The 24,306-nt window shown below is 40.3% G+C and carries 20 protein-coding genes; 6 read left to right on the top strand and 14 right to left on the bottom strand.

Annotation, left to right across the window (positions count from 1 at the left end):
- Positions 1-145 precede the first annotated feature (145 nt).
- From GJU41_RS12210 to GJU41_RS12185, 6 genes are all read right to left on the bottom strand, one after another.
- Positions 146-1,120 (bottom strand): LacI family DNA-binding transcriptional regulator, encoded by a 975-nt coding sequence (locus GJU41_RS12210; protein WP_070876080.1) that lies wholly within the window; start codon positions 1,118-1,120, stop codon positions 146-148.
- 93 nt (positions 1,121-1,213) lie between these two features.
- On the bottom strand, positions 1,214-1,429 hold the full coding sequence (locus GJU41_RS12205) for a spore germination protein (RefSeq protein ID WP_070876079.1): 216 nt from the start codon (positions 1,427-1,429) through the stop codon (positions 1,214-1,216).
- Between the two features lie 408 nt (positions 1,430-1,837).
- Positions 1,838-2,986, bottom strand: a complete 1,149-nt coding sequence (locus tag GJU41_RS12200; protein WP_070876078.1) for an AI-2E family transporter — start codon at positions 2,984-2,986, stop codon at positions 1,838-1,840.
- Between the two features lie 152 nt (positions 2,987-3,138).
- Positions 3,139-4,473 (bottom strand): hemolysin family protein, encoded by a 1,335-nt coding sequence (locus tag GJU41_RS12195; RefSeq protein WP_070876077.1) that lies wholly within the window; start codon positions 4,471-4,473, stop codon positions 3,139-3,141.
- Between the two features lie 83 nt (positions 4,474-4,556).
- Complete coding sequence (locus GJU41_RS12190) at positions 4,557-4,970, bottom strand: MerR family transcriptional regulator (RefSeq protein WP_070876076.1); 414 nt, start codon at positions 4,968-4,970, stop codon at positions 4,557-4,559.
- 344 nt (positions 4,971-5,314) lie between these two features.
- On the bottom strand, positions 5,315-5,461 hold the full coding sequence (locus GJU41_RS12185) for a hypothetical protein (protein ID WP_170292784.1): 147 nt from the start codon (positions 5,459-5,461) through the stop codon (positions 5,315-5,317).
- A 257-nt stretch (positions 5,462-5,718) separates the two neighbouring features.
- Between GJU41_RS12185 and GJU41_RS12180 the strand changes: the two genes are divergently transcribed.
- Complete coding sequence (locus tag GJU41_RS12180) at positions 5,719-6,285, top strand: TVP38/TMEM64 family protein (protein WP_070876074.1); 567 nt, start codon at positions 5,719-5,721, stop codon at positions 6,283-6,285.
- Between the two features lie 18 nt (positions 6,286-6,303).
- On the opposite strand, the gene GJU41_RS25225 is transcribed toward GJU41_RS12180, so the two are convergent.
- Positions 6,304-6,435, bottom strand: coding sequence for a hypothetical protein (locus GJU41_RS25225; protein WP_263596913.1), 132 nt, complete (start codon positions 6,433-6,435; stop codon positions 6,304-6,306).
- A gap of 380 nt (positions 6,436-6,815) precedes the next feature.
- On the opposite strand from GJU41_RS25225, the gene GJU41_RS12175 reads away from it, so the two are divergent.
- The gene (locus GJU41_RS12175; protein WP_083328170.1) at positions 6,816-8,321 is read left to right on the top strand and encodes an esterase/lipase family protein; all 1,506 of its coding nucleotides are present in this window, start codon (positions 6,816-6,818) and stop codon (positions 8,319-8,321) included.
- Between the two features lie 41 nt (positions 8,322-8,362).
- Here the strand turns inward: GJU41_RS12175 and GJU41_RS12170 are convergent, their stop codons facing one another.
- Positions 8,363-8,896: an HD domain-containing protein gene (locus tag GJU41_RS12170; RefSeq protein WP_070876072.1), complete on the bottom strand. Its 534-nt coding sequence runs from the start codon at positions 8,894-8,896 to the stop codon at positions 8,363-8,365.
- Positions 8,897-9,134: 238 nt separating this feature from the next.
- Between GJU41_RS12170 and GJU41_RS12165 the strand changes: the two genes are divergently transcribed.
- Positions 9,135-9,596 carry a helix-turn-helix transcriptional regulator gene (locus GJU41_RS12165; protein ID WP_070876071.1) on the top strand — a complete coding sequence of 154 codons (462 nt, stop codon included), beginning with the start codon at positions 9,135-9,137 and terminating at the stop codon, positions 9,594-9,596.
- Positions 9,597-9,727: 131 nt separating this feature from the next.
- On the opposite strand, the gene GJU41_RS12160 is transcribed toward GJU41_RS12165, so the two are convergent.
- From GJU41_RS12160 to GJU41_RS12145, 4 genes are all read right to left on the bottom strand, one after another.
- Entirely contained in the window at positions 9,728-10,279 is a 552-nt protein-coding gene (locus GJU41_RS12160; RefSeq protein WP_070876070.1) for a hypothetical protein, read from the bottom strand.
- Positions 10,280-10,607: 328 nt separating this feature from the next.
- Positions 10,608-11,360, bottom strand: a complete 753-nt coding sequence (locus GJU41_RS12155) for a (S)-benzoin forming benzil reductase (RefSeq protein WP_070876068.1) — start codon at positions 11,358-11,360, stop codon at positions 10,608-10,610.
- Between the two features lie 163 nt (positions 11,361-11,523).
- Positions 11,524-16,044: a cell wall-binding repeat-containing protein gene (locus GJU41_RS12150; RefSeq protein ID WP_224771415.1), complete on the bottom strand. Its 4,521-nt coding sequence runs from the start codon at positions 16,042-16,044 to the stop codon at positions 11,524-11,526.
- 361 nt (positions 16,045-16,405) lie between these two features.
- Positions 16,406-17,809 (bottom strand): alanine/glycine:cation symporter family protein, encoded by a 1,404-nt coding sequence (locus GJU41_RS12145; RefSeq protein ID WP_070876067.1) that lies wholly within the window; start codon positions 17,807-17,809, stop codon positions 16,406-16,408.
- A gap of 278 nt (positions 17,810-18,087) precedes the next feature.
- Here GJU41_RS12145 and adeR point away from each other — a divergent pair, with 278 nt between their 5' ends.
- Together adeR and ald are read left to right on the top strand one after the other, a co-directional pair.
- On the top strand, positions 18,088-19,320 hold the full coding sequence (gene adeR / locus GJU41_RS12140) for a sporulation transcriptional activator AdeR (RefSeq protein ID WP_154318734.1): 1,233 nt from the start codon (positions 18,088-18,090) through the stop codon (positions 19,318-19,320).
- A gap of 152 nt (positions 19,321-19,472) precedes the next feature.
- A complete protein-coding gene (ald, locus tag GJU41_RS12135; protein WP_070876065.1) occupies positions 19,473-20,603 on the top strand; it encodes an alanine dehydrogenase in 1,131 nt (376 codons plus the stop codon).
- Between the two features lie 70 nt (positions 20,604-20,673).
- Here ald and GJU41_RS12130 read toward each other — a convergent pair whose 3' ends face one another.
- A complete protein-coding gene (locus tag GJU41_RS12130; protein ID WP_070876064.1) occupies positions 20,674-21,405 on the bottom strand; it encodes a DsbA family oxidoreductase in 732 nt (243 codons plus the stop codon).
- A gap of 172 nt (positions 21,406-21,577) precedes the next feature.
- Between GJU41_RS12130 and GJU41_RS12125 the strand changes: the two genes are divergently transcribed.
- Entirely contained in the window at positions 21,578-22,513 is a 936-nt protein-coding gene (locus GJU41_RS12125) for a DMT family transporter (protein WP_070876063.1), read from the top strand.
- Here the strand turns inward: GJU41_RS12125 and GJU41_RS12120 are convergent.
- Positions 22,510-24,282, bottom strand: coding sequence for an ATP-binding protein (locus GJU41_RS12120; RefSeq protein WP_154318733.1), 1,773 nt, complete (start codon positions 24,280-24,282; stop codon positions 22,510-22,512). The genes GJU41_RS12125 and GJU41_RS12120 overlap by 4 nt on opposite strands.
- Positions 24,283-24,306 lie beyond the last annotated feature (24 nt).

Below are 24,306 nucleotides of genomic sequence, written 5' to 3'. Positions count from 1 at the left end.
TATCTCTGAACAAAAATCAGATCCGACAGGAAGGCGCCGGAGCTTACCGGAGATATCCTTATTGCGATATCCACAATCTATAAATTTTATAATTCCCAAACAGTAAAAAACTGAAGAAAGAAACCCTTCTTCAGCATGGATGGAATTATTTTGTTGATGTTGATTCTCTCATTTTGAGAGTGGATGGAACGAGTACTTTCAGAGGCGTATCTCTGTGTTCAATGACTTGTTCATGCAATAGTTTCAAAGCGATTTTTGCGATTTCAGCTGGTGACACATGAATGGTCGTCAGAGAGGGTGCAAAGTAATGAGCTTCAGGCACATCATAAAAGCTGACAATAGAGACATCCTCTGGAATCTGCACATTTTCCTCGCGCAATGCCATGATGGCTGCAAGAGACATGACGCTGCTTTGAATAATATAGGCATCAGCAAGCTGGCTGTTTGAAGCAGCTTCCTTTAGAATCCGATATCCTTCCGTCCCATATGGTTCTGTCAAATATATATGTTCTTCTGACAAAAGGTTCGCTTTTTCCAGCTGCTCTTTCATTGTATGCCCCCAATTCGAAGCACCTATGTAGCCAATCCGTTCATGTCCCATTTCCTTCAAGTGAGAGATCACGAGTTCCGTCATTTGAACAAGGTCTATACTTACCAGATCTGTAGAGGAGTCCGTATCCCAATCTGTAACAAACACAATATTTCCCGAAATTTTTTTAAGCTTTTCCATATCGCCTTCCTGTAATCGGCCAATGACAATGATTCCATCCAACGCTTCCATTTTATTGGTTGAATCAATATTTTCATAACGGATGATCTCTTTAATATGAACGCCGCCAAGGAGACATGCCTGCTCAACATGTTTTCTTAGTGCGATATAAAAAGGATTTTCAAGCTCTCCATCGGCAGCATCTAAAATCGCAAGTGCTATATGGATGCTGTTCTTATTTGCGGAAGATGATTGCTTCTCTGCTAATCTATAATTTAATGTTTCTGCAGCCTGAAAGATCCTCGCCTTTGTATCTTCTGAGGCCGTTGATTCAGCATTTTCATGGAGCACTTCATATGCCGCTGCAGCAGACACCTTGGCAAGCTTTGCTATATCTTTAATGGTTGTCATCCCTACACCTCTTCATTCATTGAATTCTTATGTTTAATACCCTTTTCCCGCCAAAAAGAAAACCCTCTCTCAGAAAAAGAAAGGGTCAGGATTTTATCCATTAAAGATAGTCGGCTGATCAATAATGTCAGCATCATACAAATTAGTACTGTTTTTATCACTTGTAATGACCATGAAGTCTCCTGTATTGAGGACACCTGAACCTACAGAGAATTTACTTGTGCTTTTTGGCGAGAGTGCAAACACATCCCCGGCACTGACTGCACCGGTGCTTGAATGAATTAAAATAGGACCAACAAAAGCCGGCATAAAATTTCCTCCTTTATTTCTTAGGCTCTTTTCGTAAACATTGTTGCTTTAGCTAGTCAGTGAAAAATCAGGTTTTGGATTTTTCACAATCCTTACCCCGTCTAAAGTAGCCCTGTATCTTCAAATTCGAGGAAAAGAGCACGACAGATGACTATACGCAAAGCAACAATCAATGCGAACACAGCCATTTCTTATTAGCCTATGCCGGGAACCGCTTTTGGTTTTCATTTTCATAAGAAAAGCGCAAGCGCCCGTTTAGCGGAGGCATGACAAATAAGTATCCGACAGAAAAGGCGCTTTTTGCCAATACTTGCGGATCCGTTCTGGCCGAGGAGCCTGAGCGATTCCGCTCGCCATCGAAGCGCAAAATTTTATATTTTCTTATCTCTTAAATGAAAAAGCCGCCATTTAAATCGGCGGCTTCATGTCTTTTTCTACAGTGTTTCGGTTCTCTGTCTCCTGCTTATATCTGTTTCTTAATTTCACCAGTCTTATGACATGTAATAAAACAGCTTTTAACACCGCATAAGTCGGCACAGCTAAAATCATCCCTAAGATACCGCCAAAGCTGCCTGCGCCTATCAGAAGGAGAATGATGGTCAGCGGATGTGTGTTTAATCTCTTTCCGATAATTAATGGTGAAAGAACGTTTCCGTCAATCTGCTGAACAACGGTTACCACAACTGCAGCGAGCAAAGCTTTAGTCGGTGAATCAAGGATAGCAATAACCACTGCTGGTGCAGCACCGATAAAAGGACCTAAATAAGGAATGATGTTTGCAATAGCTACAACAATCCCGAGAATCAGGGCATAATCAAGTCCAATCAGTGTATACCCGATAAAGCAGCCTGTCCCGACAAAGAGAGAAACCAGCAGCTGGCCCTGTATATACGCTGCAAGAGTCTGATAAAGATCTTCAAAAATTTTAATGCCTTCCCGTCTATACGCTGCAGGCAGAATTTTGACTGCTGTGATGGGGAACTTGTGCCCGTCCTTCAGCATGTAAAATAAAATAAATGGGACCGTGATGATGGTAAGAGTAATATTCGTCACAACACCCAGCACCTTTGTTACAGATGAAGTAATGCTCTCAGGGAGCGATGTCGTCAGACTGCCCAATGATTTTTCCATTTTATCAATCGTTTCCTCAATCGAAACATATTCCTGTGTCATCACCCATGTAAACCAGCGCGATTCAGACAGGTTCATGATGAACTGCCTGAATTCAGTTATGTATCTTGGGAAGTTTTTAAACAGGTCAGTGATCTGCTGAGAAACAACCGGGCCGACTGTTGATAACAGCAGCATAATCAATCCGATAAAGATGAGGTACAAGATGAGGATCGCAAGCGTTCTTGGAACTTTATTTTTTTCTAACAGCTTAACGACCGGGCTGAAAATAAAAAACAGGATGCCCGCAATCAAGATCGGGAAGAACAGCGTAGATGCAAAAACAATCAGCGGCTGAAACAAAAACGAAACCTTCGTGCTTACGTAAAAAATTAACAGCAGCAGCAAAATTTCAATCGTCCAAAAATGAACCTTTGACTTATTCAGTTTACATCCTCCTCCTGCTTCAATATTCCTGTTTCAAACGTACTATGAGAATAAAAGGGTGTCAAATTAAGATTTGGTGAAGGTTAGAATGCCGATTTTTATCATATATAAGAAAAAGCTATGCCCGTAAGCATAGCTTTCAAAAATAACTATTAATTTTCTCCTGCAACCAGCTCTTCTTCAGCCTCTTCAAGCTTAAAGATTTCGATTACACGGATAAGGTGGCCTTCCATTTCTTTTGCAAAAAACTCATAGCCATCTAAAATAATGCTCTCGCCTTGCTGGATGTCGATATTCTCTGTCAGCATCCATCCGCCGATTGTATCTACATCCGTATCATCAATTTCGAGTCCCAGCAGATTATTTACTTCATAGATAAGGACCTTACCGTCAAGCAAGTAATGGCCTTCGCCTTTTTTCTGAACCTCAGGAACCTCATCCTGGTCAAATTCATCACGGATTTCTCCAACAATTTCCTCGATAATATCTTCAACAGTTACAAGTCCGGCTGTTCCGCCGTATTCATCCACAAGGATTGCCATATGAACGCGTTCTTTTTGCATTTTAATTAATAAATCATGAATTGGAATCGATTCTATGACTTGAATAACAGGACGGATGTATTTATCAATCGTGCTCTTTTTGCGCTCTTCTTCGGATAATGAAAAAATGTCAGTGAAGATCTCCTTGAGATTGATCATACCAAGGACGTGATCTTTGTCTCCGTTTACAACCGGATAACGAGTATATTTCTCCATACTCATAGTCTCAAGGTTGTCTTGAAACGATTTCTCTACTGAAGCAGCTACAATTTCAGTTCGCGGCACCATAATTTCTTTTGCTACACGATCATCAAATTCGAAAATTTTGTTCATATATTTTAATTCAGATTGGTTGATTTCTCCGCTCTCATAACTTTCTGAAAGAATAATGCGAAGCTCTTCCTCAGTATGGGCAAGCTCATGCTCAGACGCAGGCTTCAGTCCAAAAAGACCTGTTATTACGCGTGCTGAACCATTTAATACCCAAATAAATGGGAACATGATACGGTAGAACCAAATCAATGGAGTTGCAAATAAAAGTGTCACAGCCTCTGCTTTTTGGATCGCTACTGTTTTAGGAGCAAGCTCTCCAATTACAACGTGCAGGAACGTAACAGATGCGAATGCAATACCGAAAGTTAACACATGGGAAATCGATTCGTTAATTTCAAAATTATCGAATACCGGTCTGAGAAGACGTTCGACTGTCGGCTCCCCCAACCACCCAAGACCTAAGGCTGTTACCGTTATTCCAAGCTGACACGCTGATAAATATTCATCTAAATGAGTTGTTACTTTTTTTGCAGCAACTGCCCCTTTTTTACCTTCTGCAATCAATTGATCCAATCGTGAACTGCGGATTTTGACAATCGCAAATTCTGATGCAACGAAAAAAGCTGTTAAAGCAATTAAAATCGCCACGAATAACAAGTTAACTATGTCCAAAACACCCTTATCCCCTAATAGAGAATAAGGAGTCACCTCCTAAAATAGTAAGTTATCAATTTTAATATCCGTAAACTATAAAATCAATGCAGCAGAACCATCAATGATTGCATAAGCGCCATGCTCTGCGGAGAGATGCGGCTTGCAATGATTTCCTGGTTTTCCCCATTCATTTTATCAAAAATTGGTTTCAGCTCTTTTATTTCATATTCGAGCTGTTTCATATGATTAGCCAGTATTTCGGCTTGTTTGATTAGCTTATCTTCTTCATTGGTTTGACTTCTCTTAAGTTCCAGTCTTTCTTTAATATCCTGCAGACACATATTGAATAACTTGCATTCCTCAATAAAATGAATGTCGTTAAGCGCCTGTGTAGAATAGAGGCGATAGTTGGACTTAGATGTCTTATCTACATGGAGCAGCCCAATTTGAGTATAGTAATCAATTGTTCTCTTAGATACGTTTGCCAATTTTGCTAGTTCGCCAATTCGATACAATGCCCCATCTTATCACCCCAATAAAAAAAGATTACTCCTATCATACCTTTTTTTTAACTGTACAGTCAAACGTTACGGTTACGAAGCAGCTTACTGATGAATTATTTTCAAAATTCAACTAAAATCCGATGAATATTCCAATAATTAACAAATAAAATAAAGGTTTATTCAAAATAAATAGAGCTATAAGGAGAAGCTCAATGTTAAACATATCTTTTATAGTTGAAAATCCCGAACAGTTAAAAACGTTATCCTGACCTATGCTAATAAAAATACTCTGAATAAAGGCCGCGGGAAATTCATTTTAATCATGATCATGGTGATTGCTGTTTTCTATCTTTGTATTAGCCTCTCAAATCAGCTGTCATCCTAATCTTATTCAGCTTGCTGATGGGAGTGACGATTTCACTCATCAATACACCCATAAACGCCATCGTACAAACAAAAACAGATCCTGCAATGCTTGGCAGAGTGATGTCATTTATCATCATGGCAGCTCTGGGCTTAACTCCCCTTTCCTATGGATTAACATCCTTATTTATATCTGCCGGCGCAGATGTACAAACAATTTTCCCATTCCTTTGCTTCTTGCAGGCCCCTTTGTATATTTCAAAGTTCTGCGCTGCGGAATGAACAGTAACATGAAAGATTCTTAAGAATTCTTTATTAGTAAGTGAGCACATCAGAGTTTAAACTATAGCTGGGTGGAAAGTACTCTAAAAATTTTACTAACGATAGCGGTGAAAGTATGAAAGAGCAATTAATCGAATGGCTCGAAATCAGCGGCCATTGGGCATTTATTATAAGTCTCGCTGCAAATACACTCATAAGTTTATTGGCATTTGTGCCGAGTGTTTTTGTTACAGCTGCCAATCTATCTTTTTTTGGATTTGCAGAAGGGCTTCTCCTCTCTTTTTCTGGTGAAATGATTGGAGTTATGGTCAGCTTTTATGTATACCGGAAAGGTTTCTCATTCCTGAAAAAAAAGAAAGTGCCCAAAAATACCATGCTTCAAAACCTTTCAAAAACAACAGGCAGAGATGCATTTATGCTTATCCTTGCTTTAAGGATTTTTCCTTTTGCGCCATCAGGTGCTGTCACACTTGCAGCAGCATACAGCAATGTGAGCACAGGAATTTTTTTCAGTGCAAGCTTGATTGGGAAAATTCCTGCCATTCTTATTGAAGGGTTTGCCGTGCATCAAGTCCTGAAAGCTGACTGGCACATTCAGCTGATCATGGGAATTGGATCTATCCTCATTTTGGTCATTTTCTGGATGCATAAAAGAAGGAAAAATAAAAAGCTGCAGGAGTAAGTGTTCTCCTGCAGCTTTTTACTTCTCACTGATCTTTTTCAGCAAAGAGATCATCTTTTCATTTTGTTCGATGATCTCCTTATTTTGATTTCTTAGTTTTGTAAAATCAAATAAAAAGATGATTAAGATGATGGCTATAAAGAAACCCATATGTACACCCCGTTCTGTTTCACAAATTTTCTATATTATTGTAACTTAAATTATAAATGGAAAATATATGAATTTTAAAATTAAACCAGTGCAAGCTCCTTCTAATAAAAAGGCTGTTTTCGCATAGATTGTTGTTTTTCATGTTAAATGTTGTCCGTTCCTTTCCGCTCCACTCAAGTTTTTTATCATTAAGTCTAATAGCAACAATATTCACGAAAAGAGCCAATAAAAAAAGGAGCAAATAGGCCCATCCTAATTAATCAGGCATAACGCTCATTTTCTTAATCGAACATCAAAATAAGCAATTGTTCCTCCTTCTTTTTCAAATAAGCTCCCCATATATTTGTAAAGGCTTTCATCACAATGCAAAGGAGTTTTATATGATCAGAAAACTGATAATTTTATTTACGGCTTTCTTGCTTATTGTTCCAGCAGGCACATATGCCGGCTCTTTTGGAGATCAGGATCCTCCGGGAAATCCGGGTCAGTGGTATGCAGGCGATACCCCGCCCGGGAGCACATCATCAAAATCGCCTATTGTATTCATTCATGGTTTGAACAGTTCATCAAATACTTGGTGGAATCAAAATGATATGTACAGTACCGCATATGCAAATGGATATCGTACAGCTTTTATCGATTTATATCCTACTAAAAACATGTGGGATAACGGGGCGCTGCTGGCTCAGAAATTAAGCGAAATTTATCAGTATTTTGGCGGCCAAAAGCTTGTTCTGGTTACTCACAGCAAAGGAGGAATTGATGCTCAATCTGCGCTTGTTCATTATGGTGCGCATCAGTATGTAAGCAACTTGATTACGTTATCGTCACCGCATTCAGGATCTCAGCTTGCAGACCTTGCTTACAGCAGCTGGGCTGGCTGGCTGTCAGGAATATTAGGAAGCAAAAATGATGCCGTTTATTCCCTGCAGACGGGCTACATGAGCAATTTCAGAGCACAAACGGATGCACATCTAAATTCCAGAAAGAATCGAATCTATACGTTCGGCGGAACAAAGTGGGGAAGCTTCGGTTCATCCCTCTATTGGGGAGGATTATATTTAAGCTCCTACGGCAGCAATGATGGAGCGGTTACGGTGCAGTCTTCAAGATTATCTTATGGCACTGAAATCAGAACGGGCAGCTGGGACCATACTTCCATAAAAAAAGGAAGTTCAACCTTTCTGCTATTTGAACCGTACCTAAGAACAACTGCTTCTTCTCAAACAAACCTAAATATGAGTAAAGAAACTAACGCTGCCACCGCTTCATCCTATTTCCGCGGGGGAGAATTTACCGGAACACGGCAAGAATCCTTCAATGTTGAGGCATCAGTAAGTGATATTCTCATTAATTGGATGAGCAGCTCTCCTGCAACGAAGCTTTCCCTGCATGCTCCTGATGGGAAAACAGTTTATCATTCGTTCAAAACGATAAAAGCAGATGGAATTTTTGAAGGAGCGCATCATCATCAGCTTGTCATTCAAAAACCTCAAAAAGGAACATGGCGTTTGTCTGCATTAAACTCTTCAGGTGAAGCTTATTTCATGAACGTTGCTTATCTTTCAGCCGAAAATGAGGCCATTTCACTTCAAACAATCAATAACCAAAATCAGAACCTTGCCTTTAAAATAAACCAGGCAAAACTTCAAAAAGAGGTCGAAGCTGTCGTGACTGTTGATCACTTTCAAAATAAAATAAAGAAGCAGACAAAAACGTTCATAAAATCTAAAAAACAATCGGGCATCGTCCTTGGGCTAAAGCAGGAAGGAATCTATAATATAACGGTTGATATTAGAGGAAAAACTCAGAATGGAGATGTCTTTGAAAGAACGATTGTTCAATCAGTCTACGTAGATTCATCAGGAAAAATATACAGTCAATAAAACGAATCAAATCCACCATTTCCTTGGGTGGATTTTTTAATTCAGACAGATTTTTTCAAGGTGGGGTTTTGGAGCTGATTGATTTTTTCATCCAGCTTTTGAATTTTCTTTAAGGCAGTCTTTTCACTAATTGTCCGGTAATGATGGCCTCCGCCTGGTTCTTCATCCATTTCATCAGCTAAGCGAACTACTTTTTGAAGGGAACTTTGATTGAGCGAGCCTTCGGGCAGATAAGAATCAGTATGCAGCAGAATGGCTAAAGCGATCTGTTTGGCAGATTGCGGATCCTCACCAAGACGGATCAAAAGCTTGTGGGCACGTTCTGCACCTTTTATCGCATGAATATCATTCTCTTTGTACTTTTCATAATCCCATTCCCCGTCTGTATACCACTCATAATGTCCAATATCATGCAGCAAGGCTGCTTTGGTTGCAAGATCGGGATCGACACCGTGCTGGATGGCTAATCTATATGCATGGCAGGTTACTGCAATTGCATGCGCTACGCCAGAACGCTGTAGATATTTTTGAGCAATAGGATGCGAATAAACCTCTGTCAATGTTACATTTCGCATGAAATCTCCTCCCTGTAAATAGTGTGAAACTTGTAAAACCTATATAATTAAGCAGTGCATTCTTAAAAATATTTCTGTATACATTAACATAATACGGCATTTGCCGCAACAATCCTGTTATATTGTATGACGTGATGATCAAATCTATCTAACTTCTTATATATTTTCAAGCGGAATACTTGAGTTGCTTTCCATTTCGTGTAGAATTACACTATACCAAGGTAAAAGGAGCTCTTTCATGAAAAAGCATGAACTTACTGCCACTCTATCTAAAAAAATGCTTCTGATCCGGACCGAATCCCGTTACACTCAAGAAGAAATGGCTGAAGTACTCGGGCTCTCCAAAAAAACGCTCGTACAGATTGAAAAAGGCCGGCAGGAGGCCTCTTGGTCAACAATCGTAGTATTGTGTGCTCTCTTTAGACACAGCAATGTTCTTCAGCAGACAACAGGCGGTGACCCATTGGATATTTTGCAGCTCATCGCTCATCAAAAAATGGAGACCCGCAAGGAAAAGACGCTCGGAGGAAAAATATGGTGGAAAGACATTCATCAGGTTGAAGGCTTTAAACTGCAGCAAAACGTAATCAGCTTCCATTTCCGGATCATTGATGAATACGATTATCGCTGGTGTTCTTCATTTGACAGGACAGAGATGGAAAAAAAGCTGAATGAGCTGACAGACAGCAACTTATCGTAACGATTTTAGAGTTTGTCTTGTATTATATATATGTCATTTTAAATGTGTTGCCATAGGGAAATTCATTAAAAATGATCTAGAGATTGATCTACAGGAAAAGGGACGCCATTTTGGCCGTCCCAATCCGCCGTTTATCCTTGCTCTTTTATCAGTGTTTTCATCTTCTGATTATGTTCTTTCAGATGCTGTAATCTTGCATGAAGCAGTTCTTTTATTTTGACCTTATCCTTGCTTTCGATCGCTTGTTTCCACTGCTTTCTCATCTCTTGTCTTCCTTGTTTGTGCTCCATTTTATGTTCTCTGAAAGCTTCCATCTTCTCTCTCATTTCTTCCTTCGTTATTTCACCTTTTTTTACTTTTTTTTCAAGCTCAGCCATTTCCTGTTTTTTCTTTTCTCTAAGGGCATGATGCTTCTCTCTTAATTCTGTTTGATCCAGCTGCTTGATCAGCGCTTCTCTTTCCTTTAAAACATTCTCCCATTCTTGCTTCGTTTCAGGTGAATACTTGCTGACTAATTCAAGGACCTTTTGTTCTCTTTCAGCTCTTCTTTCATGCCAGTCCTTCCTCATTTCTTCATGGGCTTCAGGTTTACTTAGCTGTTCCTTTCCCGTATTAGCCATCGCCGTTGTCGGAATGACAAGTGTCAGTGCTGTGAAAGCAATAAGCCATTTGTTCTTTTTCATTTTTCCATCACTCCTTATTTATTTTCTCCCTTATCTTATCCATTTGAAGGCATAACATAATGAAAGAATTATGTGAAATGATGTGAAAAAGATTTTAAGAGATTTCTAAAGAGAAATCCGGCATACTTGGAAAGTATCTTTAAAGGCAGGAAAGATTGTTACGCTGCTTTAGATAAGGATCCGACAGAAAAGGCGCTTTTTACCAATACTTTCGGATTCGTTCTGGCCGAGGAGCCTGAGCGATTCCACTCGCCATCGAAGCGAAAAATTTTATACTTTCTTATCTCTTCAAAAAAGAACACCCCCGTAAGGATGTTCCGTTCTATTATTAAATAAGTTCTTTTATATCGTAGACTCTTCCATTTTCAAGCGGACTATTTAATAACTTAAGCAGTTCACTTGCCACAAATTCAGCGGATCTAAGCTTCCCTGACTCATGATATTCCTGAAAACGTGCAACTTCTGCAAAATCCTCAGGCTGTGTATTCCGTATACTGCCCTGCATATCCGTGTCCATAATTCCCGGTGAGAATGAGAGGACTGTAACAGGATGCTCTTCTTGTTTCTGTTCAAGTCCAAAAGCTTTAGTGAACATATCAAGACCTGCCTTTGAGCTGCAGTATGCATTCCATCCGTAGATTGGATTGTTGGCAGCTCCAGATGAGATATTAACAACCACTTTTTCAGCTTGTATATTCTTCGTTTCAGCTGCAAAAGCATTTGATAATACCATCGGAGCGATCAAATTCAGCTGGACATGCGCTTCAAGCTCAGCTGCTTCTGCTTTTCCAACAGGCTTCATGGGATCAACCGTGCCTGCATTATTGATCAGAGTGATTTTTTCTGCAGCACTCATATCAATATTTTCGAAAATTTCAGGGATGGCCGCTTCAATATGAGGAGTATTTGATAAATCGCAAGGTACAAACTGGAGAATAGCGCCATTTTCAACGGCAAGGCGTCTTAGTTCTTTATTCTCAGACCTTGAGAGATAAATAATTTGATGTTCGGGTTTCAGCAGCTGTTTAACAATAGCTTCACCGAGTCCACGGGATGCACCAGTAATAATCGTCGTATTCATAAAATCGCTCCTTCCTTCTTACCTTGTATTTTATCAAAGTTTTAATCGGTCTAATAGAAATTAGATTCAGGACCTATTTTCGCAAGCAGCTTTTTGGAGTAAATGAGAAAGGCAGATTCTAAAAAGCCGCCGGGAATTTCCCGGCAGCTCGATCTCTTTCCTATTACTTTTTCAATTGATTTACTACTTCTTCACTTACTGCATTTTCGCCGCCCAAAACATTAAATTCATTAGCTTTGATAGCATCTAGAGCTGTTTTTGTCTCAGAAGGAATCTTTTTAGGCTGAACCAGCATCATTGAAGCCTTTTCTTTAGCTGCAAGTACGGAACCCGCCAATGCATCAGCAAAGTTTTCCCCTGTTGCAATATAAACACGGTTTGACGGGTTAAGCTTTGTTGCAATTTCAGCAGCTGTGCCATATCGGTTTAGCCCGTAGTAACGATCAGGTTTTGATAGCTGCTTGAATACTTTCGTATTTACTGCAGCTTCGCCGCCAACTACGATTGTGCTGCCGATATTTTTTAAAGCTTTCTTTGAAGCATTTGGAAGCTTATCTGCTTTAGTTAATAGGATCGGGTATCCATTTTGCGCTGCATAAGGAGCAATTGAAAGAGCGTCTGGGAAGTTCATTCCATTTGCAATGACAGCTTTTTCAGGTGAACCGCCAAGGATAGCCGCAATGTTTGCTGCTGTTTCAAAACGGTCCGCTCCGCCAATACGCTGTACTTTTAATTCCATGCCTTTAAGCTGATATTTTACATAATCGCTTACTGCACCTTTTCCGCCAAGTATTACTACTTTTTCGGCACCAAGACGCATGATTTCTTCTTTAGCTGACTTATTTAATGATCCTTTTTCTGTAAGAAGAATTGGTGCGTCAAGATCGTAAGCAAGCGGTCCTCCGGCAAGTGCGTCAGGGAAAGAATCCCCGCGGGCAAGGACAACTGTTTTCGCTGTTTCCCAGCCTGATTTAGAGATTTCAACAGCTGTTTCATATCGTGTTTCACCTTTAATGCGTTCTACAGGCTTCTCTGTCACTTCTTTTCCTTCAATAATTCTGCCTTCAACCTCAGGTGAAACTGGATTATTCTTTGCAAGGTATGATGTGAAGACTTCATAATCTACAACGAATAACTCTGTCATGCGGCCTTCATCTTTAGCTTTTTTAAACATTGTATAGCCGTCCCCGCCATCTGCTGTAAATGCATTGGTAGCGACTCTATATGTCTTCTTGACATCTATTGCTTCAAATCCATTGTCTGTTTTCGCTTCAGCAAACCAAACACGATCACCGGCAGGCTTGCTTACGTCATACTTATATTTAAGGCCTGATACTTGCAGGAAGCGGCCTTCGCCTGTTTCAACTCCGCTTACACTGTGCTCCAGAGCATCCAGGATTTCCTGGCCCGTTAAGTCTAGTGTTACTAAGTTGTTTCCAAACGGCAATACCGTCAGAACTTCACCTAGAGTAATTTCACCTGCATCAATCGATTCACGAATCCCTCCGCCGTTTTGCATGGCGATATGCGTTTTAACAGATTCGTTTGCTTTTGCAGCCATGCCGTCTGCAATCAAGTTTCCTAAGTTTGTTTCTTTAGTGCGGACATCTGCTCGGAGCCCATTAAGGCTAACCGCAGAATTTCCAACAACTTCATTTTTAATTTCTTCTAAAGGTGCTTTGTATTCCAAAACTTTCTCTTCAGCAGCTGCATCTTTTTCATAGTTGCCAACTGCTTCTAAATGACCAGCATGACCAGTTACTTTCCCTTCTTTGTCGAACGTTACATCCAGTAATCCAAGGAAGTTTAAGTATTCACCAGCTTGTACAATAACTGTCGGTTCCTCTTTATCAATTAAAACCGGTGCATCTAATTTTGTATGGGAATGGCCTCCGACAATGACGTCAATACCATCCACTTCATCAGCAAGCTTTAGGTCCGGAGAGTAGCCTAAGTGAGAAAGGACGATGATTTTGTTGACCCCTTCTGCTTTAAGCATATCTATTGTTTCATTTGATTTTTGGACTACATCTTCAAAAACAACATTTTCTCCTGGGCTTGCAAGGAATGATGTATCTGGAGTCGTTAATCCGTAAATACCTACTTTTTCTCCGTCTATTTCTTTGATGATGGCAGGGTAGATGTTTCCGCCATTACCCGGAGTCCCAATTTCATTTTTGAATAGCGGGCTTAAGTCTGTATCCTTTGTTACATTAACATTTGAAGACACCATTGGGAATTTCATTTCATTAATAAAGTTTGCAAGTGTTTTAGAGTCTTTATCAAATTCATGGTTTCCGAAAGTCATAGCATCATAGTTCAGCTGATTCATGAAATGCAGATCAGCCAGACCAAGATATTGACGGAAATATAGTGTTCCTGAGAAAACGTCTCCTGCATCAACCAGTAAACTGTTTTCTTTTTGTGTGCGCAATTCGTTTACAGCTGTAACTAATCGAGGATACTGTTCTACATGAGCATGAGTATCATTCGTGTGCATAATTGAAAGATTGAACTCATCATTATCATCAGAAGATAAGTCGAACTGGCCAACATAAGCATCGTGGTCACTTGCACGGCCATGCTCTTCCATGTAAGGAGAGTTAAAGTTTACAATATCAAATGCTGCACCTGCAGCTAAACGATTTGAAACAAGCATGTGATCAAGAACCTGTGCATTTCCTTGGTATGAGTACGTATAGCGCTCAGAAGGAGGAAGAGTTTCTACCAGATTCGTAAGCTCAGAGCCTTTAAGAGTCTGAAGCGGTGCCGAGAATTCAAAGTCGTTAAGGTCACCTGTTACGACGACATTTGCATTTTCGTTTTTCGCATGAATATCAGCTACAAAGGCATTGACGATTTCAGCGATTTCAAGACGCTGGGCTTCACTTCCAAGTACAGGAGGCTGTTTTTTGCCGAATAACGGTTCGTCTCCGCCTTTTGAGTTGAAGTGATTGTTGATGACAACAACATCTTCGCCTTTGAATGTAAATTCTGCAGCAAGCGGTTTGCGGCTGTCTGTGAACGCTGGATCCTGAGGTGCAATGCGTCCAGGATTAAGTGTCAAAGCCCCATTTTCGTAAGCTGCCGCTTCTGTAGCAGAACCTTTTGTGCCTTCTTTCAGTGTTACTCTTTCAGGGTTATACAAGAATCCAACACGGATATTGCCGCCTGGTACTCCGCCGTCAACTTTATCTTCCGGAGCAATTTCAGTCCAGGCATAAGTCGGACCGCCGAATCCTGCAACTGCATCGCTTAATGCTTTGTAGTTTGCATCTCCTTTAACTGTGCCGTCGTCCGTCTCTCCGCTCTCATCAAGTACTTCAACAAGTCCGATGATGTCAGGAGATTTTAAGTTTTCAACAATAGACTTAGAAAGCTTATCGCGCTTTTCCGTATCAGAAGCTGCGAAGTTTTCAATGTTATAGCCTGCAATAGTCAATTTGTCCTCAGCTTTTTCTATTGTTGTTACTTCCGGCGTAAATTCACGCTCATTCAATTGAGGCAGATCCGCTTCTTTTACAAGAATTTTAAAGTTGCTGAAACCGTAGCTGACAACACCTGTAACTGTGCCGTCAAATTGATCTCCAGCTTTCGCCACAAAATTGCGGTTATCAAGAAGAAGGAACATTCTTTCCGGATTCTGATTTTCTTTCGTCAGAAGTGGAGCACCTTCTTTTGTGTACGTTTTGCCTTCCGCTTTTCCAGCAATAACTGTGACTTCTCCATACTTCTGAGGACCAGTTACTGACGGGCTTTCAAGGGAAACGCGCATGCCTTCAAGACTTTCATAAAAGTCGATGCCGTCTTCTTTTGGATCAAACGTTCCAAGCTGATCATTATCAATGACTTCCGTAGGAGGAATAACATCTTTGCCGATAACGACTGCAGCTGGAAGTGCCTGCCCGCTTGATTTCACCATTACATTGCCGTATTGGGCATTAATTTCAGTCATGGCTAGATCGGTTTGCAGCTTTTCAGCATAGCCGTCAAGCACCCATTCTTTCACTTGTCCATCTACAGAAACAAGATCTCCCTCTTTAACACCATGAGATGGTTTATAAACAAGAACAGCTTCAGATGTGTTTGCATTATCATCAGGTGCCGCATCCTGCATGTAGAAGTTGCTTGCATCCGCTACATGAGTGACGACTCCTTCAACTGCTTTTACATTTTGAGTGTCATAAGGAGATTTATGGCCTTCGCCCTGGACATCATGAATGCGAAGTCCTTCAATGCCTTCAAATGGCTTCGGCTCTTCAGGAGTTTCGCCTTCAAATACTATGGCTGTTGGATTTTTAAGGCCAGGTTTTGAGAAGTAAGCTTCAAGTGTACCTGTAACCATCACTTTTTTGCCGACAATATCAGGGTTTGTCATCAATCCGAATTTACTGCGGAAAGATGATGGAAGCTGTACAGGCAGAATTTTTGAAACATCTTTCTCGTCTGCACTGTCAGCGATTGCAAAATTTGTGTCAGCAGAAAACGGCTCTTCAAAATCAATATTCGTGCCGCTTACCGTATATCCGACAATATATCCTTCCACTGTGCCTGTTCCGGAATTATTCGCTATTGCTTCTTGAACAGTCAGATTTCCTTCTGCTTGTGCCGGTTCCCCAAATGGGACCATAAGCGTTACAAGCAGAGCAAAAATAGTTGTCAGAGCAATCAACTGTTTTTTCATGATCTTCAAACTGGTTCCTCCTTAAGTTAAGTAAGATGATGAAAATAAGCGTATGTAACATGAATCTGCTTATTTTAGACTGCGGGTAAAATGTAAGCGTTTACTTACCTGGACATGTCTAATAAACAATTAAATGTCTGCCCCTGGTTTTATCTCCGTAAAACACCTCCGGTCGAATCATGTAATTTAGCACCCTTCTAATATATCACTTTTTTGTCAATTTTTAAGGAATTTACAGATGATTTGCAAAAAAACCACAATTCATTTACATAATGTAAATAATTATCACCTTTTCCGCTGGAAAAGGTGAACAATTTGAACCAAAAAAAAACGCGAACTTATCGTCCGCGTTTCTTTCTTCCTAACTTGCTTTCTTATATTCTGTTATTTTATAGTGATTTTCGAAATAATCGTTTGTTTCATTGACAATGACTTTCCATAATAAGATCAAAGCAACTAAGTTCGGAATCATCATGAGCGCATTTGCCATGTCTGCAAAAGCCCACACAACTGTCAGCTGTGCAACCGCACCGTATCCGCATGCAAAGATATAAATGAGACGGTAGCCGAGAATTCCCTTAGAGCCAACAAGGTATTCAAAGCATTTTTCACCGTAAACGTACCAGCCGACAATCGTTGAAAATCCGAAGAAGATAACTGAGAACGCAACGATGTATTCGCCAAGTACGCCAAGTGTTGATGCAAATGCAGCAGATGTCAGTGCACCGCCGTCAAGTGCCGCATTATGCTGAACACCTGAGATTAGTCCGCCTGACGGATCCCAGAAGCCTGTAATAATTAGGACAAGTCCAGTCATTGTACAAACAACGAGCGTGACTATAAATGTTCCTGTCATCGCAACAAGTGCCTGCTTAACAGGATGATCTGATTTAGCATTTCCTGCTATCAGTGCAGCTGTTCCAAGTCCGGCTTCGTTTGAGAAAATCCCTCTGGAAACACCGCTTCTGATTGCCTCAACAACCGCCACTCCCACAAAACCGCCGGCAGCTGCTACAGGATTAAACGCATAATGAAAAATAGTTCCAAATGCAGGGATAATTAAATCGTAATTAATAACAAGGATTATCAGTGCTCCGCCAATATACAGAAAGGCCATTACCGGAACAAAGAAGCTTGCCACTGTACTGATTCGCTGAATTCCGCCAAAAATGATCAAACTTGTTAAGAGTGCAAGCACAATCCCTGTAACAAGACCGCCGACGCCAAAGCTGTCGTCCATTACTTGTGCTATCGTATTAGACTGAACGCTGTTTCCTATTCCAAGTGCCGCAAAGGCTCCAAAAAGAGCAAACGCAATCGCAAGGAATTTCCACTTTTTCCCCAAACCTTTTTCAACATAGTACATTGGACCGCCAGAGTATTCACCGTTCTCGTTTTTCACACGGTATTTCATTGCCAAAAGTGCCTCTGAATATTTTGTCGCCATTCCCAGCAATCCGACAATCCACATCCAGAAAATCGCTCCTGGACCGCCGAGTGTGATGGCAGTTGCAACCCCTGCAATATTTCCGTTGCCAATCGTCGCTGCAAGAGCCGTCATTAACGCCTTAAAGTTACTTACGTCTCCTTCAGCTCCGTCATCTTCCTGATGCTTTTTCGAAAATCCTAATTGAAATGCATATAGCAATCTTCTAAACTGTAATCCTTTGAGAACAAACGTCAGAAACAGGCCTGTCCCAAATAATAAGATTAAACTTGGTGTACCCCATAATATCCCATTAATCTTCGCCAATATATCCATCATGTGTCATCACCCCTGAGATGTTATTTCTTTGTTAGCGCTTTCATGCCATATTAATATAATAAAATTTTTTATACAGGTCTGTAATTGTTAAAAACCCTAAAACAGATTCACCCTTTTTGTTGATTTTTACAAACGCTAGTTACATAATAGCCATAAGGGTGTATGTTGTCAAAGTTAAAAAAGTACCAATTTTTTTATCGAATTGCACTTTTTGAAGTGATATACAAAGATAAGAAATCAAATAATATATTTTTTATAGAAGAAGCAGGTGAAATGCGTTGAATAAACCGGCTAATGAAGCCTTTAATTATAATGCCGACCGTCTTGAAGATGTCGCTGACCGCATCAGCGAGGTTCTTCAATGTCCAATCACGATTGAAGATATCAATCATCGCCTTCTCGCTTACAGTACACATGATGACTGTACAGATCCGGCGAGAATATCAACGATAATCGGCAGGCGGGTTCCGGAGAAAGTCATTAACAGCTTATGGAGAGACGGCACAATTCCGATGCTTTTGCAAACAGATGAGCCTATCCGTGTAAAAAACATTGATGAGGTTGGTCTTGGCAACCGCATTGCCATATCCATCTGGAAAAACAATGAAGTTCTCGGTTTTATCTGGGCTTTGGAAATAAATAAAAAGCTGACAGATGATGAGCTTGATCTATTAAAAAAAGCAGCCCAGGTTGTTAAAAATAAACTTCTTAACCTCCACAACCGCAAATCAAAAAAAGAAGAGCGGAACCAGGAATTTTTCTGGAAATTGCTCACTGGCCATATTCACGAGGAAAATGACATCATCAATGGATTCCATGATATCGGCATTACTCCTCCCGCTCAGCATTCCGTTGTCTTATTCCGTTTCAGCGATGAAATTAAAGAACCGACTGAAAAACAAATTAATTATCTGCTTCAAACAACTCAGCAGGTTCAAATTATCTTGTCCACTCTAGATCAGAATGAACTGATCATCCTGCTTGCTCCTAAGAGCGGAGAGCCTCTTTCGGATATTAAGCAATTTGTTGACTGGACCATCCTTCAGCTTAAAGAGCGTTTCATGATTGATGATGTGAAAGCCGGAATAGGGAGCATATATAAAGAAACAGAACAAATTGAACTCAGCTATAAAGAAGCCATTGCCGTTCAAAATATAAAAAAGCGGTTTGTAGATGAAACAAAAGGTTTGATCAGCTTTTCAGAGCTGGGCATTTATCAATATCTGGATTTGCTTCATGAAAAACGGAAGCAGGAGGGCTTTGTAAACTATCCTCTCAGAAAACTGAAAGAATATGATGAGATGCATCACACAAACCTTGTTGAAACGCTGGAAGTTTATTTAGACAAAGACAGCAATGTCAACGACGCTGCCAAAGCGCTGAATGTTCATGTCAATACTTTAAGCTACAGAATCAAGCGCATATCGCAGATCGCTGAGCTTGATTTAAGAGATCCAAATCAAAAAATAACTGTTTATCTTAACTTAAAGCTCGATAAAATGAGTTTGTGAAATTTCACAAAAGATCAGAAATCCTTTCTCTTTTTTAAACAAACAAATGTGTGAGAAAACGCTTTATACTAATCTCATATTCAAGAAATCATCACACATTTCAAGATAAGCGGCACAGTTTAAGCTGGCAGCTAAAGGAGGAAGGGTTTCAAATGATTATTGGAGTACCTAGAGAGATTAAAAATAATGAAAATCGTGTTGCATTAACGCCTGGCGGGGTTACACAATTTGTGGCAACTGGACATAAAGTACTTATCGAAAAAGACGCAGGAATTGGAAGCGGTTTCACGAATGAAGATTATATCGCTGCTGGTGCAGTAATTGCTGAAGATATTAAGGATGTATGGGCTGCTGAAATGGTCATGAAGGTTAAAGAACCTTTAGCCTCTGAATATGAATACTTCCGCGAAGGGCTTATTCTTTTCACTTACTTGCATTTAGCTGCTGAACCAGCTCTTGCAGAAGCACTGAAAAACAAAGGTGTTACAGCTATAGCATACGAAACAGTGACAACTGGACGCACACTTCCATTGCTCACACCTATGAGTGAAGTTGCTGGTCGCATGGCTGCACAAATTGGCGCGCAATTCCTTGAAAAACCAAAGGGCGGCAAAGGCATTCTGCTTGCAGGCGTTCCTGGAGTAAGCCGCGGCAAGGTAACAATCATCGGCGGCGGTGTAGTTGGAACAAACGCTGCGAAAATGGCAATCGGATTAGGCGCAGACGTTACAATCATTGATTTAAGTGCAGATCGTCTTCGTGAATTAGACGACATTTTCGGCAATCAAATTAAGACATTAATGTCTAACCCTATCAATATTGCTAATGCAGTTGCAGAAGCTGACCTATTGATCTGTGCTGTTCTAATCCCTGGTGCAAAAGCTCCGACACTTGTATCTGAAGCAATGGTTCAATCAATGAAACCAGGCTCAGTTATTGTTGACGTAGCAATCGACCAAGGCGGGATTGTTGAGACAGTGGACCACATTACGACTCACGATAACCCAACTTATGAAAAGCATGGCGTTGTTCACTATGCAGTTGCAAACATGCCTGGCGCTGTTCCAAGAACATCAACACTTGCACTTACGAACGTAACAGTGCCATACGCACTTCAAATTGCAAACAAAGGCGTAAACAAGGCAATTGCTGAAAACCTTGCACTTAAAGCAGGTGTCAACGTTGCAAAAGGCGATATCACGTATGAAGCAGTAGCGCGCGATCTTGGCTATACGTTCGTCCCTGTTGATGTAGCTCTTGATAAAGAAATCGCTGTAAACTAATTCGGATTAATATTGGATCATCTATAGAAATAGCCTGGAGGCCGCCTCCAGGCTATTTCTTTCATATTGACTACTCTTTGTTCTTCGGTACAGCACAGCTGCCGTCTGCGCAAAAAGCGTCATTACCGCTGCCTTCAGTGAGATCCTGCAATTCAGGTGCAGGATTTTCTTCTTCCCAAACCTTCTTTAGTGCACCTGCAAAAGTTTCTGCCCGCTGCGCCCCTGAAATCGCATATTTTTGATTAATGACAAAATAGGGCACGCCGCTTATCCCGTACTGCTGTGCAATTCCTTCATCATTTCGCACCTCAGAAGCGTATGCAGTTTTATCACCAAGGACTTCTAAAGCTTCCTTGCGCTCAAGCCCTGATGCTTCCGCCAGATCGGCAAGGATATGATGATCTCCCAAATTTTTATTATCGGTAAAATAGGCGTAAAGAAGGTTTTCTGTAATATCATCCTCTTTACCCTGAGTTTTAGCGAACTTAGCAAGCCGGTGAGCATCAAATGTATTTGTTGGTTTCATCTCGTCAAAGCGAAAATTCAGCCCAACACTTTTTGCCTGCTGTCCGATTCCGGCATTCGCTTCCTTCGCCTGTTCAATCGTCATGCCATATTTGGATGCCAATGCCTCATCAATCGTTTTCCCGCTGTTCAGAGGAGCATTTTGGTCAAGTTCAAAGCTTTTATATTCAACTTCAACCTGATCTTTATGCGAAAACCCGGCAAGCGCTTCTTCTAATCTGCGCTTTCCTATATAGCAAAATGGACAGACAAAGTCAGACCACACTTCAATTTTCATAAGAACACCTCATTCATTCATAGAATGCTTCTATAGTAGCATAACCAATCAAAAAACCATCAAACACTGCTCATGCATCTGTCAGTAAATTTTAAAAAACGAATCAGAACTGATAAAAACCACAAAAAAAGTGGTAAGGTGAACATAAGAATTTAGAAACGGGGAATGAAAGATGAAGAAAGAACAGGTGCTTCCTTACCTTGGCGCTGTATTAAATGCCTCAATAGTCGGACTTACCTTTTTATTTACAAAGCTCGCCCTTGAAGACGCTTCGCCGGTTGATACCCTTTCATACCGGTTTACACTTGGTTTTCTTGTTCTGATGCTTCTGCAATTTTTTGTGCCTATTAAAATGCCTTCATTTAAGAATAACGGAAAATCTCTTGCTTTTCTGCTGTTGCTTGCTTTATTTTATCCAACCATGTTTTTCAGCTTCCAGGCTTTCGGACTCCTTCACACAACATCTGCAGAAGGCGGCATCCTGATGGCATTTGCACCAATTTTAACCGCTTTGCTTGCTTCTGTCTTTTTAAAAGAAAAAACAAGCTTGATTCAAGTTCTGTTTATTTCCATGTCCATATTCGGTGTCGTTTTTATTTTTTTGATGAAAGGGTCAAGCATCGAATTTAACAGTATGCTTGGTTTTCTTTTCTTATTTATTGCCTGTTTGTCGATCGCAGGCTACACCGTGCTTGCGAGATTTCTGTCTGTTTCTTATTCTCCCCTGCAGCTCAGCTTTATAATGGTAACATTCGGGTTTATCTTTTTTAATCTATATGCCGTTATTCAGCATTTGGCTGCAGGTGATTTTGTTCAGTATGTTTCCCTGTGGACAAACGTGCCGTTTTTATTATTCACGTTCTATTTAGGGGTTTTTGCAACTCTATTGACTTCTTTTTTGTCAAACTACATTCTTTCGAAAATCCCAGCTTCTCAGATGAGCGTGTTCGCTAATTTATCAACTGTCATTTCAATTGCTGCAGGAGCCGTTATCCTGAGCGAAAACATTTATTTCTATCACTGGATAGGCGCTTTTTTCATCATAGCCGGGGTTATCGGAACAAATGCATTTAAGCAAAAACAAGTTAAAACAGAAGATGCAAACTAGATAGATTCTGCGGGAAGGATAAGATGAACAGTCGTTCCCCGTCCTTCCTCGCTTTCAAATAGAATCTCTCCTGCGTGCTCTTCCCGGATAAATTTATAGCAAACCGTTAATCCAAGACCTGTACCTTTATCCTTTGTTGTATAAAAAGGTTCTCCCAGTTTCTCCATTCTTTCTTGACTTAACCCGATTCCCTCATCAGAAATTGAGATCCGGATGCCGCCATCCTCTAAATGCTCAATTGAGGTATGAACGGTTCCTCCCTCAGGCATGGATTCAATTGCATTTTTTATTAAATTTATAAAAACCTGTTTTAAGTGATTTTTATTCCCTCTGACTTTAAATACTCCGTTCACTTCTGGAGTAAGCCTAAGACTGACGTTATTTTGCAGAGCGCTGCTTTTCATCAGCGTCATGACGTCCTCGATGACTGTCCTCAAGTCAACAGATAAGATTGTTTGCACCTGCGGTTTTGCAATTAGGAGCAGTTCGCCCACTACCTCGTTGATTCTGTCAATTTCCTCTGACATGACTCTTAAATGTTCTCTGCTCTGCTTCAAATGCTCATCTTCCTGCAGAATTTGCACAAATCCCTTGATGGATGTCAGCGGATTTCGGATCTCATGTGCAATGCTTGCAGCTAACTCTCCAATGACATTCATTTTTTCTGTTATTAAAATAACCTCTGCATCCCGTTTCTTTTGTGTCACATCATTGCCGATGCAAAGAATGTACGTTTCCCCTTCTAATCTTACAGGGATCTTTGTCACTTCAATCCACCTTGTATTCCCAGCTGAATCAATCGCAAGCTCCGGCTCCGCCCATTTTTCTGTTTTCCAGGCAAGAATCTGAAGCTCTTCATCTCGGATTTTCTTGATTTGATCCGGCTGATCGTTAAAGTCAGAATCAATCTTTCCTATTAATTCATGTACTTCTTTGGCGTATAAAGCAGACATCGCCTTATTGGCCAGCACAAACTTAAGCTCATGGTTCTTTACATAAATATAACTTGGATTTAAATCCATCACTTTATGAAGAAAATCCTTCTGATCTCTTAAATCTCTGTTCATCAATTGAATTCTTTTTGAATGCATATTGAAGTAAGCCATAAAGATAATCAAAGTCGAGAGAACCGACCCAAAGCTGGATAAAAAAAGAGGAATCAATTGATAGCCAGACAGCACTCCATTAATAAACACGAATAAAATCGATGTGCAGAAAAAAAGACTGAAAGAACGCAAGTCCTTATTTAATAGTTTCTTCGACACAATGATAAGCAAAATGATGTTAATGAATATAAAAATGGCATTTATGTAGTACGTCCAGTTTAAAGGTCCAAAAACCGGATAGTAATGATCCGGGAAAAAGTCGTCTTCTATTACTATTAATCCTGATACTCCATAAGAAGTTAAATTAATGAAAAAAACAGACAGGCTCCAAATTATGATGATGATTAGTGATTTGATGTTAACAATACGGAGCCAGTGCTTTTTCTCAGCTCCGTTTTCATGATTAATCATTAAGTACATAAAGTAAAATAAAATCGGCATGATCATAATTGATCCGAAGCGGCCTATTTGAAACAACATTTCTGCCGTTTCCTCAGAAAACAAATCCGTTCCATATAAGAGAGCAACATCTATCTGCCAAATAAAAAGCATGATTAAGAAATAAACGATTGCTCTTGAAAGAATCGTTTTCTCATTCATATATATAATCATCCCAAGCAGCAGCGGGATAAGAGAAACAAGGCCAAGCACGGTAAAATACATTGTAAGTCACTCCGAACATTCGTA

The organism is Metabacillus idriensis (assembly GCF_009674765.1).
In the GTDB taxonomy this organism is placed as follows: domain Bacteria; phylum Bacillota; class Bacilli; order Bacillales; family Bacillaceae; genus Bacillus_P; species Bacillus_P idriensis.
The sequence above is the reverse complement of the archived record's forward strand: the minus strand, read 5'-3'. Positions and strand labels throughout refer to the sequence as shown.